This is a genomic window from Sporosarcina sp. P26b (assembly GCF_002743245.1).
GTDB lineage: Bacteria > Bacillota > Bacilli > Bacillales_A > Planococcaceae > Sporosarcina > Sporosarcina ureae_C.
Window position 1 is genome coordinate 165357 of record NZ_PDYW01000002.1, and the last position, 18120, is coordinate 183476.

Here is an 18120-nt window from a genome sequence, read left to right on the forward strand (position 1 = left end):
GACTTTGGCCTTGAGAGGAGGTGACTATGTTGTCAACAGTACTTGAGCGCGTAACAAAAGTAGTTGTCGACCGTCTAGGTGTCGATGAAAGCGAAGTAAAACCTGAAGCTTCTTTCCGTGAGGATCTTGGAGCTGATTCACTAGATGTAGTAGAACTTGTTATGGAATTTGAAGATGAGTTTGAAACGGAAATTTCTGATGATGATGCAGAGAAAATTGCAACTGTCGGAGATGCAGTAACGTACATTACAGCAAAAGTAGGCGAATGATCTTTTAGGTGAGACACTTTCTTCCTTTCATCTGAAAAGAAGAAAGCGTCTCTTTTCGCTTTAAAGCGCATATATAAAATTAATAGATGAGAGGCAGAGTAGTTTATGAAAAATAAAAGAACATCGAAAGATCAAGCATCCCATCCTACATTGCCACAAGCTGTACGCGAAAAATTCACCATGCTACAGCAAGAACTAGGCGTTCAATTTGAAGATGAGAATCTATTGTACAATGCATTTACCCACTCATCCTACGTCAATGAACACCGTCGCAAGAAGTTTTCCGATAATGAACGATTGGAATTCCTTGGAGATGCTGTTTTGGAGCTTGGAGTATCAAAGTTTTTATTCCGCACAGAACCTGCAAAAAGCGAAGGGGAACTTACGAAACTTCGTGCAGCGATTGTATGTGAGCCATCACTTGTTAAGTTTTCGAATGAATTAAACTTCGGTGATTATATTCTTCTTGGCAAAGGGGAAGAATTGACTGGCGGAAGAATGCGTCCAGCATTACTTGCGGATGTATTTGAAGCATATATCGGTGCGCTCTACTTGGATCAGAGCATGGAAGTCGTTGAAGAGTTTCTAAAACGAATCATTTTTCCGAAAATTAGTATCGGAGCTTTTTCGCATGTGACAGATTATAAAAGTCGCCTGCAAGAGTTAGTGCAGCAAAAAAATAACGGACCTCTTCAGTACGAAGTCATAGAAGAAAAAGGTCCTGCACATGCGAAAAAGTTTGTTACCGTAGTCAATCTCAATGATCAACAACTTGGAAAAGGAATAGGTAAATCCAAGAAAGAAGCGGAACAGGAAGCTGCCCGTCGTGCGATTGAACATTTATCGATGCAGACAAACGAAGGGGAGAACTAATCGTGTTTTTGAAAAGGCTGGAAATTGCAGGCTTTAAATCTTTTGCGGAAAAAATCCATATAGATTTTGTGCCAGGGGTAACGGCCATCGTTGGACCTAACGGAAGCGGGAAGAGTAATATTATCGATGCAATTCGTTGGGTACTTGGTGAACAGTCTGCAAAATCATTGCGCGGAAGTAAAATGGAAGATGTCATTTTTGCAGGCAGCGATTCGCGAAGAGCGGTAAATTTTGCAGAAGTCACCCTTATTTTAGATAATGCACAAAACTTATTCCCGCTCGATTACACCGAAATCAGTGTAACTAGAAGGGTTTTTCGATCTGGTGACAGTGCGTATTTATTAAACGGACAGACTTGTAGGTTAAAAGATATCACGACGCTGTTTATGGATTCAGGATTAGGCAAAGAAGCCTTTTCTATTATTTCACAAGGTCGTGTAGACGAGATCTTGAACAGTCGTGCAGATGAGAGACGCAATGTTTTCGATGAAGCGGCGGGTGTATTGAAATACAAAACCCATAAACTTCAGGCTGAACATAAACTATTTGAGACGACCGATAATTTGGATCGTGTACTGGATATATTAAAGGAAATCGATGATCGACTTGTGCCGCTAGAAAAAGAAGCGGTTTTGGCACGTAAATCTTCTGATTTGCGTTCGACTCTTCGTGAGGCTGACGTTCAATTGCTTCATCATGACGCATCTGCATTACAACAGCAGATTACCGAAAAAACGGTAGTTATGAAAAGTGATGAAGCAGAACGGCAAAAGTTTTCGGCTCAACTTGCACAAAGTGAAGAGGAATTAAATCATGATAAACAAGTTCTTCGGAAAATAGAGTTTCAACTGGATGAATTCCAAAGCGAATTGATTAATAAAACGGCAGAAGCGGAGAAGTGGGATGGTAGAAGATTACTGTCCTTAGAAAAGACCCGCAATACAGAGCAACAAGTAAAACGAATTAAATCAGAGTTACAAATTGCTGAACAAACGCAACATATAGCAAAAGAAAAACTCAGTTCCATGCAGAATAAACAGAAAGTGATTCGGTTTGAACTTGAAGAAGTGACGAAAGAAAGTAAACAAGTCATGGCTCTGTTAAACAGTTCACTAAAAGAAACTGAACAACAAATTGAACAGTTGAAATCTGATTATATTGAGCGGCTCAATGAAGAAGCTACTGTTCGCAACGAAATTAAGCATGTAGAAGAACGACTACAAGGTGAAAAGTCTTCTACAGAAAAGATCACGGTTCAGACAGCCTTGCTTTCCGAGAGAAAACAACAACTTACCAAAGAACAGCAGGAGAAGATCAAGCAAAAAGAGGCTGTTCAGCAACAGTTGGACGAATTGGAGAAGTCAGCAAGAACCTGTCAACAGAAATTGTCAGAGGAAGAGCAACGTTTATCGACTCAACAGCAATTTCTTCAAAAAGCATTACGCAAACAGTCCGAAATGCAAGGAAGACTGCGCGCCCTAGAAAGTCTTGAAAAAGATTTTTCCGGGTTCTATTCAGGTGTCAAAGAAGTACTTCATGCAAAGCAGAAACAACGTATACAGGGAATCGAAGGTGCTGTAGTGGAACTTATCACAACGGAACCAGCTTATACAAAAGCAATTGAAACAGCTCTTGGCGCTGCCATGCAGCATATTATTACTACGACTGAGCGTGATGCAAGACAGGCTATCGGATATTTGAAATCAAGAAATTTCGGTCGCGCTACGTTTCTTCCGATGGATATCTTAAAAGCGCGTGAATTGCCAATGAATAGCCGACAAGTACTCACTCAACAACAAGGTTTCATCGGTACAGCGTTTGAACTCATCCAAACCTCTATGGAATATGAGTCGGTCGCTAAAAATCTATTAGGCCAAACGATCATTGCCAGTGATTTACAAGCCGCGTCAGGTTTAGCAAAGATAATAGGACACCGCTATCGGATCGTCACGCTGGATGGGGATATTATCAATGCAGGCGGCTCGTTGACAGGTGGTGGTGCAAAAGGCCAATCCACTCTATTTTCCCGAAAGGCCGAGCTGGAGACGCTCTCCAATCAATTGCAGCAAATGGATGAATCTATTCAGCAAGCTACTGCCCAAACGTCTGAAACTCGCAATCAGGTCGGTAATAGTCTACATTTACGTGATCAATTACGCGTTAAGCTAGAAGATGTGCAACAGAAAAAGTCCTCTATTCATTCGTCTATTCAGGAAACTGAAATGGAAATGCGTTCTGTGGAAATGGAAATATCTACAATTGAAGTTGGACGTACCGATACAGTATCTGCTGAAAAACAATTAACGACTAAAAAACAGGATTTGCAAACTCGTCATATAGCATTAAAAAATGAACTTCAACAGATGCTAGAAAAGTTGGAGAGTTTAGAAAGACTAGTAGAAAATAGACGGGAAGAACAGCAGTCCTTGCAAACGAGATTACATAATTTGCAACAAAAAAGTGCTGTATTGAAAGAACAAGATGCCTATCATTCAACGGGTATGTTGGAGACCGTCACGCAATTAGAGGAATTGGAACTGACAATCAGCCGACTGCAAGAAGAACAGCAATACGTGCAAGAGTTTGTAATCGGTAAAGAATTAACGCCCGAGGAAATCGAAAAACAAAGTCATCAAGCAACTGAAGCGAAACAAAAATTGCTGAAAACGATAGAGGTAGAAAAAGCTAAACGTCTGCAGCAAGCTAAACGTGTTCAGGAGCACGAACAGCATATGAAACAAGTTAGGCAACAAGTGGACTCTATTTCTGAGCGTTTGAATACGGTGAAGATCCAGTTGTCGAGATTAGACACACAATATGAAACAGTCAGAGATCGTCTAGAAGAAGAATATGGTTTAAGACCAAATGAGTTGCAGATTGAGTCGTCGGATATTCCATTACTTCGCAAAACGGTGGAAGATTGTAAGCAACAACTTGCAAAGATCGGGCCTGTCAATCCCAATGCGATTCAGGAATTCGAGGAAGTATCAGAGCGCCATGAATTTTTACAGTCACAGCGTAATGATTTAGTCGAAGCGAAAAATACGCTGCAAGAGGCAATGGCAGAAATGGATCAAGAAATGAAAAGTCGTTTCGAAACAACATTTGAATCGATCCGAAGTCATTTCCGGCGTGTGTTTAAAGACATGTTTGGTGGCGGAGAAGCGGACCTAGTCTTAACAGATCCTACTAACTTACTGACAACAGGAATTGATATCGTAGCACGACCTCCAGGGAAGAAATTACAGAACTTACGCCTATTATCTGGCGGGGAACGTGCGCTCACTGTGATTTCCTTGCTGTTTTCCATATTGGAAGTCCGCCCTGTGCCATTCTGTATTCTAGATGAAGTGGAAGCAGCGCTGGATGAAGCGAACGTAGTGCGGTATAGTAATTATTTAAAGAAAGTTTCGGAGCAAACCCAATTCATTGTAATTACGCATCGAAAAGGTACGATGGAAGGCGCTGACGTCCTCTACGGCATCACGATGCAGGAATCGGGCGTCTCCAAATTACTTTCCGTGAAATTGTCTGAAGTAGCAGAAGAAATCAGTAGCTAAGGAGTGAAGGAATGTCTTTCTTTAAGAAAATCAAAGATAAGATTTCAGGTACAAACGAAGCAGTAACAGAGAAGTTTAAAGATGGTCTGACAAAGACCCGAGATTCATTTACATCAAAAGTGAATGATTTAGTATTCCGATTCCGTGTGGTTGACGAAGAATTTTTTGAAGAGCTCGAAGAAGTATTGCTTCAAGCGGATGTTGGATTTGAAACAGTCATGGAATTAATTGATTTACTGAAAGAAGAAGTACAGCGCAAAAACATTAAAGATACAACGGGTATGCAGTCACTCATTTCTGAAAAACTTGTAGAAATCTACAATTCAGGAGAAGAAGTTTCCAATGATTTGAATTTGGAAGAAGGTCGACTGAATGTAATTTTGATGGTTGGAGTGAACGGTGTCGGTAAAACGACAACGATCGGTAAAATGGCCTCACGGTTGAAAAAGGAAGGCAAAACGGTCATGCTCGCTGCTGGGGATACGTTCCGCGCAGGGGCAATAGAACAGCTTGTCGTCTGGGGAGAGCGAACGGGTGTAGAGGTCGTTCGTCAGGCTGAAGGTTCAGATCCAGCTGCGGTTATTTTTGATGCAGTTAAAGCAGCAAAGAAGCGCAATGTCGATGTTCTTATTTGTGATACTGCAGGTCGCTTACAAAATAAAGTGAACTTGATGAATGAATTGGAAAAAGTCCATCGTATCATTGGTCGTGAAATTGAAGGTGCACCTCATGAAGTATTATTAGCATTGGATGCGACGACTGGACAAAATGCATTGATTCAAGCCCAGACATTTAACGAAGTAACGAATGTCACAGGTATTGTATTGACAAAACTAGATGGCACGGCAAAAGGCGGTATCGTGTTAGCGATCCGTAATAAGCTGGACATACCAGTGAAATTTGTCGGTCTTGGTGAAGGTATTGATGATTTACAACCCTTCGATCCAGAAAAATATGTCTATGGATTATTTGCGGATGGATTGGAAATGGAAGAATCTAAAGAAGATGAAGAGGAAATTAAAGAAGACAAGTAAATATACTTGACAGTAGTGTGTATGCAAGATAATATATAATGGTGACTGAAGGAGGTCGTGATCATGCTTGAAAAAACGACAAGAGTGAACTTCCTCTTTGATTTTTATCAATCATTATTAACTGACAAACAACGTTTATATATGCAATTATATTATTTAGATGATCTTTCTCTCGGTGAAATCGCAGAGCAGTACGGCGTATCGAGACAGGCTGTGTATGACAATGTCAAGCGGACTGAGGCTATGCTCGAGGATTACGAGAAGAAACTCAATCTGTTCGAAAAGCATGAAGGTCGTCTGGAAACCGTAGAGAAGCTAGAGGAAATGGTTCCTACTGTAAATCCAGATCGCTTCATGGAGTTGCTACATACCTTAAAGGATTTTGAATAGGGGGGATTGTCTATGGCATTTGAAGGTCTAGCCGAACGCCTGCAAGGAACGATGAATAAAATCACAGGCAAAGGTAAAATCAACGAAGCTGACGTAAAAGAAATGATGCGTGAAGTTCGTTTTGCGCTAATTGAAGCAGACGTCAACTTGAAAGTCGTTAAACAGTTTGTCAAGACGGTCAGCGAACGCTCAGTGGGACAGGACGTTATGAAGAGTTTGACACCTGGCCAGCAAGTTGTAAAAATTGTTAAAGATGAATTGACGAATCTGATGGGCGGAGAACAAAATCCCATCCAGTTCGCACGTAAATCACCTACCGTTATCATGATGGTGGGGTTGCAAGGTGCCGGTAAAACCACAACGACCGGTAAGTTGGCCACGGTTTTACGCAAAAAGCATAATAAAAAACCTTTGCTTGTTGCAGCGGACATTTATCGGCCGGCAGCGATCCAACAACTTGAAACATTAGGCAAGCAAATCACAGTTCCTGTATTCTCTATGGGAACGGACCAGTCACCTGTTGAAATTGCACGTAAAGCAATGGAAGAGGCGGAACGTGAGCATAATGACGTGGTAATTATTGATACTGCGGGTCGACTTCATGTAGATGAAGCGTTAATGCAGGAATTGAAAGATATTCGTGAGTTAACGAATCCAGATGAAGTGTTCCTTGTAGTGGATGCGATGACAGGTCAAGATGCAGTCAATGTCGCGAAAAATTTCGACGATACAATCGGAATCACTGGTGTCATCCTGACAAAACTTGATGGAGATACTCGTGGTGGTGCTGCTTTATCAATTCGTACCGTCACTGAAAAACCAATTAAGTTTGTCGGTATGGGTGAGAAGATGGACGCGCTTGAGGCATTTCATCCCGAGCGTATGGCATCACGAATCCTTGGTATGGGCGATGTCATGTCATTGATTGAAAAAGCACAAGAAAATGTGGATGAAGATAAAGCGAAAGAGCTTGAGCAGAAGTTGCGCACGCAAAGCTTCACGCTCAATGATTTTCTTGATCAGATGCAACAAGTGAAAAAAATGGGGCCACTCGACGAAATTTTAAAAATGATGCCGGGTGCAAATAAAATCAAAGGCCTCGATAATGCCAAAGTGGATGAGAGTCAGATGGGTCGCGTAGAAGCGGTCATTTATTCCATGACACTTGCTGAACGAGAAAACCCGGAAATTATCAACGCGAGCCGTAAAAAAAGAATTGCTGTAGGATCTGGAACTTCCACTCAGGAAGTGAACCGTTTGCTAAAGCAGTTTGAAGAAATGAAAAAAATGGTTAAGCAAATGACCAATATGCAACAAAAAGGTAAGAAGAAGGGTAAAATGCCTGGTTTTGATGCGTTTTTTAAATAAAATAGAGGGTGTTAAGAAAAAAACCTTTACAAACAAATAAAACCTTGGTAATATACTATCTTGTGTGAAACTATTCGGAGGTGTAGATAATAATGGCAGTTAAAATTCGTCTAAAACGTATGGGAGCTAAGAGATCTCCTTTTTATCGTATTGTAGTAGCTGATGCACGTGCACCACGTGACGGCCGTCAAATCGATCAGGTTGGTACATACAACCCACTTACAAAACCAGCAACAGTTAAGATCGATGAAGAATTGGCTTTGAAATGGCTTCAAGATGGCGCTAAACCATCTGATACAGTTCGTAACTTGTTCTCAGAACAAGGTATCATGGAAAAATTCCATAACGCTAAATACAGCAAGTAATTTGGAGGGGTGGACATGAAGCAGCTGATTGAAACAATTGTAAAACCGTTAGTCGATTACCCAGATGACGTGAAAGTGGTATCTGAAGAACAATCTCAACGAGTCGTTTATCAGTTATCAGTGAATGCGGAAGACATGGGTAAAGTGATCGGGAAGCAAGGTCGTGTGGCAAAAGCGATCCGTACGATTGTTTACTCAGCAGCAGGCAGCCACCACGGCAAAAAAGTGTATTTGGATATCTTGGATTGATCCAAAAGGAAGGAGCCCCGGTTCCTTCCTTTTTTGCACGTATAAATACTTTTATTCATACATTGGAGGCGAAATAATGGAATGGTTTAATGTAGGCACGATCGTTAATACTCATGGTATCAAAGGTGAAGTCCGTGTAATGTCCAAAACAGATTTTCCGGATGAGCGATATCAAGTGGGAAGTGAGCTCGCGATCTTTATGCCAAAAGTAAAAGCACCTACTTTTGTGAAGGTAACAAGTCACCGCAAGCATAAAAACTTTGATTTGCTTACGTTCGAAGGTTATCCGAACATCAATGACGTCGAAAAGTTTCGTGACGGCGTAATTAAAGTATCTGAGAAAGAATTAACAGAACTTGAGGAAAACGAGTTTTACTATCATGAAATCATTGGATGTCGTGTGATTACAGAAACAGGAGAAGAGATCGGTACGGTTTCTGAAATTATTGAAACGGGTGCAAACGATGTGTGGGAAGTAACACCAGCTGAAGGTAAGCCGCATTATATCCCGTATATCGAAGATGTTGTAAAAGACATCGATATCGATGAACAGGTCATCAAAATTGAACTAATGGACGGATTACTTTCATGATGAAAATTGATGTACTGTCTTTGTTCCCTGAAATGTTTGAAGGTGTACTTCATTCCTCTATCATGAAAAAAGCGCAAGAACAACAGGCCGCATCCTTTCAAGTGACGGATTTTCGTGACTACGCAACAAACAAACATAGAAAAGTGGATGACTATCCTTATGGTGGCGGTGCGGGGATGGTGTTAAAACCTGAACCTCTCTTTGCTGCTGTAGAAGCCGTCACTCGCACAAGCGACAGTAAGCCACGTGTGATCTTAATGTGTCCACAAGGTGAGCGGTTTACGCAAAAGAAGGCAGAAGAACTTGCCGAAGAACAGCATCTCGTGTTTATCTGTGGTCACTATGAAGGATATGATGAGAGAATCCGTGAACATTTAGTGACTGATGAGATATCACTTGGTGACTTTGTACTGACAGGCGGAGAAGTTGCCTCCATGGCAATCATTGATAGTGTAGTACGATTGCTCCCTGATGTTCTTGGGAACGACCAGTCGGCTGTCCACGACTCTTTTTCGACGGGGATGCTGGAACATCCGCAATATACTCGACCTGCTACATTCAACGGCCTTGAAGTGCCTCCTGTGCTGTTATCGGGCAATCACGCAGAGATTGAGAAGTGGAGAGAAGAGCAAGCATTCCTCCGCACTGCAGAGCGTCGTCCTGAACTTCTTGAAGAAGCGCCGTTAACGAAACATCAACAAAAACTCTTTCAACAATGGAAGCATAAAAGAGGCTGAATTTGCTTGATTCGTTAACAGGCATATGCTATGATTTACTAAGCGCTTTTTAAGAGCGCCTATTTTACTGTTGTTCCGCTGCAATTCAAGACGTGCAAGAACATCAGAAAAGAAGGAGAGAAAAACATGCAAAAACTAATTGCAGATATTACAAAAGATCAGTTACGCACTGAACACCCTTCATTCCGTCCTGGCGACACACTTCGCTTGCACGTGAAGATCATCGAGGGAACTCGTGAGCGTATCCAGTTATTCGAAGGAATCGTTATTAAGCGTCGTGGTGGCGGAATTAGCGAAACTTTCACAGTACGTAAAATTTCAAACGGTGTTGGAGTGGAGCGTACATTCCCATTACACACACCTAAGCTAGCTCAAATTGAAGTAACTCGTCGCGGTAAAGTTCGTCGTGCGAAGTTGTACTACCTACGTAAGTTACGTGGTAAAGCAGCTCGTATCAAAGAACTACGCTAATAAGATAAACAGAAACGAAGGGGGCCTTGCACTTGGCCTCCTTTCTTTTTGCTCAGAAAGACAATTGACTGTACAATAATAACAGACAAGGCAGGAGGCTAGATTAATGGAAGAGAAAAAAACGAGAAGTGAAGGACTAGAATGGATTAAAGCACTGTTAATAGCGTTTGGATTAGCCGCCATTATTCGTATCTTTTTATTCACACCAATCGTTGTTGACGGTATTTCCATGATGCCGACATTGGAACATGGAGATCGTATGATCGTCAATAAAATCGGTTACACGATTGGTGAACCACATCGCTTTGATATCGTAGTATTCCACGCACCCGAGCAGAAGGATTATATTAAACGTGTAATCGGTCTGCCAGGAGATACAGTAGAGTATAAAGATGATGTACTATATGTAAATGATAAAGCATATGAAGAACCATATCTGGATCAATACAAATCAGAGGTTCAAGATGGAACGCTGACGGAAGATTTCACTCTGCAAGACGTGCCGCAAATCGATGCCCAAACTGTGCCTGAAGATCACATATTTGTAATGGGCGATAACCGTCGGAAGAGTAAAGACTCTAGACATATTGGAGCCGTATCAATCGATGAAGTAATCGGTAGTACGAGTGTAGTGTTCTGGCCGATTAAAGATTTCGGTCTTGTGAAATAACGAAAGGGGACGATTCGAATGACTATTCAATGGTTTCCAGGCCATATGGCGAAAGCGAGACGGGAAGTCACAGAAAAACTGAAGTTAGTCGATATAGTATTTGAATTAATAGATGCGAGACTGCCACTTTCTTCACGTAATCCCATGATAGACGAAGTAACTCAGCATAAACCAAGACTGCTTATTTTGAATAAAATGGACTTGGCTGATGAAATGCAAACGAAGCGTTGGATTACATACTTTGAAAAGCAAGGCTTACGTACAGTCGCGATCAATTCATTTGAAGGCAAAGGCCTACAAACGGTTACAAAAGCGGCAAAAGAAATCTTGCAACCGAAGTATGACCGTATGAAGCAACGTGGCATACGTCCTGGCGCAATCCGTGCAATGATTGTCGGTATACCGAACGTTGGGAAATCTACTTTAATTAATCGATTAGCGAAGAAAAACATCGCAAAAACTGGCAATAAACCAGGTGTAACAAAAGCGCAACAATGGATTAAATTCGAAAAAGAATTAGAACTTCTCGATACACCAGGTGTATTGTGGCCGAAGTTTGAAGATCAACAAGTAGGTTATAAACTGGCATTAACAGGTGCGATCAAGGATTCCGTATTAAATATGGAAGAGCTAGCGGTCTATGCACTTAAGTTTTTAGAATCCCATTACCCTGATAGATTGGCACAGCGCTACGAAATGACAACAGTGGGGGATAATATTCAAACATTGTTTGATAAAATTGGTGAACGAAGAAAAGTATACGGGGTTGGCGGAGAAATTGATTATGATAAAGTAGCAGAAATGATCGTACAAGATATCCGCGACCAGCAAGTAGGCAAATTAACATTCGATTTTCCTGAGGAATTCGAATAATTAGAAGCAACGGCTAGGAACTCTGTTTCCGAACCGTTGCTTTTTTGTCGAAAAAATCATTTAGAAACCGATATACTATATAGACAAACATATTTGAGATGGACAGGTGAAGTAAATGACAACGATACAGCAAATAAAAGATCAATTGATAGAATTACAAGAACCGAATGAGTGGCTTACAGAGCTAGAAACCGACACTAGAAAAGGTGTCCAACAAGCAATTATTCAATGGCGCGCTCGATATAATAAAAAGCAAGCGCTCATTCAAGAATTTCAAAAGAAAAAGGACTTTGATGATTCGTATAAATCTACACGAGTATTGTTATTGGCAGGAATTGATGAAGCCGGAAGGGGACCTCTAGCAGGACCGGTAGTCACGGCAGCTGTTATTCTACCGGAAGATTGCTCTGCTCTCATTGGAGTAGATGATTCGAAGAAGATTTCTAAAGAGAAGCGACAGGAATTCGCTCAGCTAATTAAAGAAAAGGCTGTAGCATACTCCATACACGTTCAATCGGCAAAAGCGATAGATGATTTGAATATTTATCAAGCAACAAAACAATCAATGGAGACAGCTATAAGTCAACTAAACATAGCTCCGCACGCAGTAGTGGCTGACGCAATGAATTTACACACTGCGTGTCCATGTTACTCCGTCGTCAAAGGTGACGAAAAAAGCTTAACTATCGCAGCCGCTTCTATATTAGCTAAAACAACCCGTGATGCCCTGATGAATGAATTACACGAAGAGTTTCCCTGGTATGCATTTAATGAAAATGCAGGATATGGAACAGCAAAACATTTACAAGGGCTTGAAACACATGGGTATTGCGAACATCATCGTAAAACATTTGAACCGATCAAAACGATGTGGAGGGATCGACAATGAATTTAAGTTCTTTATCCGCCTCATCTGCCAGGGCCACGGCTACGGAAACTCAACCGCTTTCTCTGAAAGAAGGACAAATGATACACGGAAAGATCACACAATTATTTCCTGGTCAAATGGCACAAGTACAAGTAGGAAATCATCAGTTGTATGCAAAACTGGAAGTGCCTATGCAGGCAGGAGACAATTATTACTTCAAGGTCAACGGTACAGAACCTGAATTACAATTACAGGTTATTTCGGGGCCGATGCGCGGTGGAGAAGGTCAATCTGCTCAACTGACTCAATTAATGGAATCGTTAAATTTACCTAAAACACAAGAAATGAAAGATATTCTTGCTACGATCATCAAGCAAAAAATTCCTATGACGAAAGAGAATATGCTTGAAGCCGTCAATCTTCTAAAATCCGTACCCGCTGAAATGAAAGCCAACGCACTCGCGACGCTTGGGAAAATTGCTGAAGCGCGACTGCCTTTCACACCCGCTGTGTTTCAATCACTTCTACAAACGCAGACAGGCACGATTGCGCAACAACTCACGACTTTGCTTGCAGCTATCCAAAGCGAGCCTAATCTACCTCCAGCGATGCGTCAGGAGCTTTTAACGACGATGCAAGCTTTATCATCTCCTCTTAATCAAACGGTAGGAAAAGAACTGCTTAATCAAAGTTTAGCTCAGCTGCTGGATCCACAAGCGGGGAAAACAGATCGATTTGCTGCGTTACAACTATTAAAAAATGCCGACATACTGCCAGCACGAACTTCATTGGCTAACTTACCACAAGTGTTGGCTGAATTAGTAACGAAAGCGAGTATGCAATCTCCCAACTCAGCAAGCGCCATGGCGAATCAAATGGAAACGGGTAAAACTATACAGTCCCTAATGAATCAGCTGAGTCAAACACCTATATCAAATCAACAAACAGTAAAAACTCTTGTGCAAAATATCACGCAGCAATTAACTACTACCGTACTTCCTGAACCTGTGAAAAATGCATTGCAGACTGTGATTAATCAGTTAACGCAACAACCGATGACAGATAGTTCTAAAGCAGCTGTCGTGGAGCAATTTAATAAAGTATTTACTCAAGCTAACACAACGGCAACCACTCCACCTGCAGCAATAAATAACGTAGTGCAACAAGTTACAAATGCCCCCGCTACCGTACAAACTGTACAAGCGGCTATTGGGCAATTAAGCCAAATACCTGCAGCAGATCACCAAGCGGTCAAAGCAATTGTACAGAATATCACGCAACAATTGCATACTAGTCCAGTGATGCCAGAATCGATGAAAACGGCATTGCAGAACGTCTTGAATCAATTTGCGCAACAACCGATGACAGAAGGGGCTAAAACAGTATTAGTCGAACAGCTTAGCCAGACAGTAGTACAACAAGCAAGCAAACAAGAAACAACTGCTGTGCCCCTACAGCAACAAGCTGCCATAAAGGAAGTACAACAATCCATCCCATCGCTTATGGTACCCACTGAAAAAGTTGATGAAGCCATTCGTGCATTAATGCAGTCCGCTGAAAAGTCGGAAAATGCTCAAGTGAAACAAATGATTCAAGCAGCTGAAGTACGCGTATCGCAAACGATGAACGGACCTATCATGAAAGAAGCCCTGCAACATGTATTGAGTACATTAGGTATGAATTATGAAGCCGTGCTTGGTGGTAAAGAACCTGACTTAGCTAATTTGGCAAGTACGTTAAAACCGCAATTACTGGCCATGCTACAAGATCCTACGTTATCACCGCCGCTACGTGATGCAGCAGAGACCATGGTGTTGCGTATGAACGGCACAGTACTCCAATCAGGAGATACAGGCTTACAACAACAACTAATTATGCAAGTACCACTTGAAATGTTCGGAAAAAAAATCGATGCCACTCTGCAATGGAATGGTCGTATGAAAGAAAATGGCAAAATCGATCCTGCATTCGCTCGAATATTGTTTTATTTGGAATTGGAGTCACTGTCGACTACGTTAGTTGATATGCATGTGCAAAACAAAGTGGTTAACTTGACGATATTTAACGAATTATCTTCGTTAAAAACAATTGGTTCAAATTTCCAAAGTTTGTTAAAAGAAGGTCTTGAAGGAGCGGGTTATAAACTATCTGGTGTTACTTTTAAGCCTTTCAATGAACAGCAACAAATTGCTCAAAAGCCAACTAGTCCCTTCCATTTAGATGAAGGAGGAGTGGATTACAGAATATGAAAGAAGAACAGCGATTTACACGAAAAGAAGCTATTGCGCTTTCCTACGACCCTGAAGTTTCGGACGCGCCGAAAGTACTGGCTAAAGGAAAAGGAAAAATCGCAGAGAATATTCTTGAACGTGCACTAGAGCATGACATTCCTGTACAAGAAGATCCAAGTCTATTGGAGTTACTTGGTCAATTAAACGTTAACGAAACAATTCCTGAAGAATTATATCAGGCGGTTTCTGAAGTTTTTGCTTATATATATCGTTTAGATCGTGAGAAAAGCGGTAAGCAATAAGAGTCCATTTGAATTATTGGAAATTATAGAATTTAGTTTTACAATAGTGATTCTTGGACAATGTGTGACGATTTGATTACAATAAAACAGTAGTTGAGCTTCAAGCAATTGTAAATCGAATGGAGGCAGTACGTATGAACATCCATGAATATCAAGGGAAGCAGCTATTAAGAGATTACGGAGTGGCTGTTTCGAAGGGCCGTGTCGCATTTTCGCCAAAAGAAGCAATGACAATAGCGAAAGAAATCGGTACAGAGCCTATTGTGGTAAAAGCGCAAATACATGCGGGTGGACGCGGTAAAGCAGGCGGAGTTAAGATCGTGAAAAGTCTTGATGAAGTGCGTGCGGTAGCTGCTGATTTAATCGGTACGCAACTCGTAACACACCAAACAGGTCCTAAAGGACAAGAAGTCAAACGTCTTCTTGTTGAAGAAGGAATCGATATCGAAAAAGAATTTTATATCGGCCTTGTCGTAGACCGGGCAACAGATCGTGTAACATTGATGGGATCTGCAGAGGGTGGCGTAGAAATCGAAGAAGTGGCAGAAAACAGCCCTGAGAAGATTTTCTACGAAGTGATCGATCCAGTAGTCGGGTTGGTTCCTTTCCAAGCACGTCGTATGGCGTTCAATATGGAAATCCCAAGTAATCTAATCAATAAAGCAGTAAGTTTCTTCCTAGGTTTATATAAAGTATTCAGCGAAAAAGATGCATCAATCGTTGAAATTAATCCACTTGTCGTAACAAAAGATGATCGTGTACTTGCATTGGACGCGAAATTCAACTTTGACGATAATGCTACATTCCGTCATAAAGACATTATGGAATTACGTGACTATGATGAAGAGGATCCGAAAGAAATCGAAGCATCCAAGCATGACTTAAGCTATATTTCTTTAGATGGAAATATCGGTTGCATGGTAAATGGAGCCGGTTTAGCTATGGCTACAATGGATACGATTCATTTCTACGGCGGAGAACCCGCTAACTTCTTGGATGTTGGGGGCGGCGCAAAGAAAGAAAAAGTAGCGGCTGCTTTCAAAATCATATTATCAGATCCAAAGGTAAAAGGTATTTTTGTTAATATCTTTGGCGGAATCATGAAATGTGACGTAATTGCTGAAGGTGTAATTGAAGCTGCTAAAGAAGTAGGACTTCAAGTGCCACTTGTTGTACGTCTTGAAGGAACGAATGTAGAACGCGGGAAAGCCTTGCTGAAAGAATCAGGCATCAATATTGTTGCTGCAGATTCCATGGCAGAAGGCGCGAAAAAAATCGTCGAGTTGATAGGATAAGAAAGGCAGGTACAAATCATGAGTATTTATGTAAATAAAGATACAAAAGTAATTGTACAAGGAATTACAGGTTCCACTGCCCTGTTCCATACACAGCAAATGTTGGAATATGGTACGAAAATTGTCGCTGGCGTAACACCTGGCAAAGGCGGTCAGACGGTGGAAGGCGTGCCGGTATTTGACACTGTAGAAGAAGCAGTTAAAGAAACAGGCGCAACAGTTTCCATCATTTATGTTCCTGCACCATTTGCAGCGGATGCAATTATGGAAGGTGTAGATGCAGAACTTGAAATGACTATCTGTATTACCGAGCACATTCCTGTACTTGATATGATTAAAGTGAAGCGTTATATGGAAGGGAAAAATACTCGATTGATCGGTCCAAACTGTCCAGGTGTTATCACGGCAGACGAGACAAAAATCGGTATTATGCCTGGCTATATCCATACAAAAGGTCACGTGGGCGTAGTTTCTCGTTCAGGTACACTAACGTATGAAGCGGTTCATCAGTTAACGCAAGAAGGAATTGGTCAAACTACAGCTGTCGGAATTGGTGGAGACCCGGTAAATGGTACTAACTTTATCGACGTCTTGAAAGCATTCAATGAAGATCCAGAAACATATGCAGTAGTTATGATCGGTGAAATTGGTGGTACTGCAGAAGAAGAAGCAGCCGCTTGGATTAAAGAAAATATGACGAAGCCTGTTGTAGGCTTTATCGGTGGTCAAACGGCGCCTGAAGGTAAGCGCATGGGACACGCAGGAGCTATAATTTCCGGTGGTAAAGGTACAGCCGCTGATAAAATTAAAGCTCTTGAAGAAGCTGATGTTCAAGTCGCAGAAACACCTTCTGTCATAGGTGAAACATTAATCAAGGTTCTGAAAGAAAAAGGACTATACGAGAAATGTAAAACGAAGTAAACTGAAAGGAGTAGCTTAATCGCTGCTCCTTTTTTTCGTGCTCATGCTTGTAGTGTCGAATAGAGGAGAATTCGATGCTATATACTAATCAGCAACGTCATTTACTTAACTTACATTATATCCATCCTGTACCATTTAATCGTTTCACTAAGTTATTACAGGAAAATCCTTCATTAGAAAACTTACATTCTTATTCTGCGCTTCACTGGTCGTATATTTTTAACTTACCGGTGGCGAAAACTGAAGAGTTTCCTATGAAATTTAAGGAAATATCCGAACTACCTATTGTGGAGCTATTAAGAGAAATAGGATGCTTTCCTATTCCATATTTTCATTCTGATTACCCTGAAGAACTGAAACAATTATGCGATTCACCTGCTGTTCTATATGGCAAAGGAAATATTGATTTATTGAAAATACATCCTCGCGTGGGAATAATCGGCTCTCGCAAAGCTACTGACTACTCTAGGAAAGCGCTAGCGTTTATTGTTCCCCCACTTGTTGATCATCACATACCAATTGTGTCAGGGTTAGCAGACGGTGCAGACACTATGGCACATCAAGCAGCGATTGAATATGGTGGGGATACGATCGGTGTATTAGGTCATGGATTTTCTCATATGTATCCAAAAAAGAATCAGCGAATAGCTGAGGAAATGGCGAGAAATCACCTGCTTGTAACTGAATACCCACCGTACTTTCCCCCTGCAAAATGGACTTTCCCTATGCGCAATCGGATCATCAGCGCATTATCCAGCGCGTTAGTCATTACGGAGTCTGTCGAAAGAAGCGGAACGATGAGTACAGTCGAGCATGCGCTTGATCACGGAAAAGAAATTTTTGCAGTGCCAGGCGCTATAGATTCTCCTCTTTCTGCAGGTCCGAATAGGCTGTTAGATGAAGGAGCCAAGCCATTGTGGAGTGGTTATCAAATTATTGATTCCTTACAGTAAATCGGTATATCCTATTTTTGTAAAATGTTTAAAAGGTTGCATTATCATGAAAACTGTTATACATTTTGCAACAGATATTCTTTTGCTGAATAAATATAA

Annotated in this window: 19 protein-coding genes; all 19 read left to right on the forward strand. The window is 41.3% G+C overall.

Going from position 1 to position 18120, the window contains the following annotated elements:
- The first annotated feature begins 29 nt into the window (after window positions 1-29).
- The 19 genes from CSV69_RS02750 to dprA all read left to right on the forward strand — a co-directional run bounded on the left by CSV69_RS02750 (window position 30) and on the right by dprA (window position 18021).
- Window positions 30-269, forward strand: coding sequence for an acyl carrier protein (locus tag CSV69_RS02750; protein WP_085133672.1), 240 nt, complete (start codon window positions 30-32; stop codon window positions 267-269).
- 105 nt (window positions 270-374) lie between these two features.
- Complete coding sequence (rnc, locus tag CSV69_RS02755) at window positions 375-1142, forward strand: ribonuclease III (protein WP_085428614.1); 768 nt, start codon at window positions 375-377, stop codon at window positions 1140-1142.
- A gap of 2 nt (window positions 1143-1144) precedes the next feature.
- Entirely contained in the window at window positions 1145-4702 is a 3558-nt protein-coding gene (gene smc / locus CSV69_RS02760) for a chromosome segregation protein SMC (RefSeq protein WP_233192313.1), read from the forward strand.
- Between the two features lie 11 nt (window positions 4703-4713).
- Entirely contained in the window at window positions 4714-5736 is a 1023-nt protein-coding gene (ftsY, locus tag CSV69_RS02765; RefSeq protein WP_085428616.1) for a signal recognition particle-docking protein FtsY, read from the forward strand.
- Window positions 5737-5799: 63 nt separating this feature from the next.
- Window positions 5800-6126, forward strand: coding sequence for a putative DNA-binding protein (locus CSV69_RS02770; protein WP_085428617.1), 327 nt, complete (start codon window positions 5800-5802; stop codon window positions 6124-6126).
- A gap of 12 nt (window positions 6127-6138) precedes the next feature.
- A complete protein-coding gene (gene ffh, locus CSV69_RS02775) occupies window positions 6139-7494 on the forward strand; it encodes a signal recognition particle protein (protein ID WP_099692663.1) in 1356 nt (451 codons plus the stop codon).
- 92 nt (window positions 7495-7586) lie between these two features.
- Window positions 7587-7859, forward strand: a complete 273-nt coding sequence (rpsP, locus tag CSV69_RS02780) for a 30S ribosomal protein S16 (protein WP_085428619.1) — start codon at window positions 7587-7589, stop codon at window positions 7857-7859.
- Between the two features lie 15 nt (window positions 7860-7874).
- Complete coding sequence (locus CSV69_RS02785; protein WP_081244337.1) at window positions 7875-8108, forward strand: KH domain-containing protein; 234 nt, start codon at window positions 7875-7877, stop codon at window positions 8106-8108.
- Window positions 8109-8184: 76 nt separating this feature from the next.
- Complete coding sequence (rimM, locus tag CSV69_RS02790) at window positions 8185-8700, forward strand: ribosome maturation factor RimM (protein WP_085428620.1); 516 nt, start codon at window positions 8185-8187, stop codon at window positions 8698-8700.
- Complete coding sequence (gene trmD, locus CSV69_RS02795; protein WP_099692732.1) at window positions 8700-9437, forward strand: tRNA (guanosine(37)-N1)-methyltransferase TrmD; 738 nt, start codon at window positions 8700-8702, stop codon at window positions 9435-9437. The genes rimM and trmD overlap by 1 nt, the downstream gene beginning before the upstream one ends.
- Window positions 9438-9563: 126 nt before the next feature.
- A complete protein-coding gene (gene rplS, locus CSV69_RS02800) occupies window positions 9564-9908 on the forward strand; it encodes a 50S ribosomal protein L19 (RefSeq protein WP_085133217.1) in 345 nt (114 codons plus the stop codon).
- A gap of 106 nt (window positions 9909-10014) precedes the next feature.
- The gene (gene lepB, locus CSV69_RS02805) at window positions 10015-10578 is read left to right on the forward strand and encodes a signal peptidase I (protein WP_085428621.1); all 564 of its coding nucleotides are present in this window, start codon (window positions 10015-10017) and stop codon (window positions 10576-10578) included.
- A gap of 18 nt (window positions 10579-10596) precedes the next feature.
- On the forward strand, window positions 10597-11451 hold the full coding sequence (ylqF, locus tag CSV69_RS02810) for a ribosome biogenesis GTPase YlqF (RefSeq protein ID WP_085428622.1): 855 nt from the start codon (window positions 10597-10599) through the stop codon (window positions 11449-11451).
- Window positions 11452-11566: 115 nt separating this feature from the next.
- Window positions 11567-12340, forward strand: a complete 774-nt coding sequence (locus CSV69_RS02815; RefSeq protein ID WP_099692664.1) for a ribonuclease HII — start codon at window positions 11567-11569, stop codon at window positions 12338-12340.
- A complete protein-coding gene (locus tag CSV69_RS02820) occupies window positions 12337-14568 on the forward strand; it encodes a phage tail family protein (RefSeq protein WP_099692665.1) in 2232 nt (743 codons plus the stop codon). The genes CSV69_RS02815 and CSV69_RS02820 overlap by 4 nt, the downstream gene beginning before the upstream one ends.
- On the forward strand, window positions 14565-14852 hold the full coding sequence (locus CSV69_RS02825) for an EscU/YscU/HrcU family type III secretion system export apparatus switch protein (RefSeq protein WP_085428625.1): 288 nt from the start codon (window positions 14565-14567) through the stop codon (window positions 14850-14852). The genes CSV69_RS02820 and CSV69_RS02825 overlap by 4 nt, the downstream gene beginning before the upstream one ends.
- A gap of 134 nt (window positions 14853-14986) precedes the next feature.
- On the forward strand, window positions 14987-16147 hold the full coding sequence (sucC, locus tag CSV69_RS02830) for an ADP-forming succinate--CoA ligase subunit beta (protein WP_085428626.1): 1161 nt from the start codon (window positions 14987-14989) through the stop codon (window positions 16145-16147).
- 18 nt (window positions 16148-16165) lie between these two features.
- Window positions 16166-17068 (forward strand): succinate--CoA ligase subunit alpha, encoded by a 903-nt coding sequence (gene sucD, locus CSV69_RS02835; RefSeq protein WP_085428627.1) that lies wholly within the window; start codon window positions 16166-16168, stop codon window positions 17066-17068.
- Window positions 17069-17142: 74 nt separating this feature from the next.
- Entirely contained in the window at window positions 17143-18021 is an 879-nt protein-coding gene (gene dprA / locus CSV69_RS02840; RefSeq protein ID WP_085428628.1) for a DNA-processing protein DprA, read from the forward strand.
- Window positions 18022-18120 lie beyond the last annotated feature (99 nt).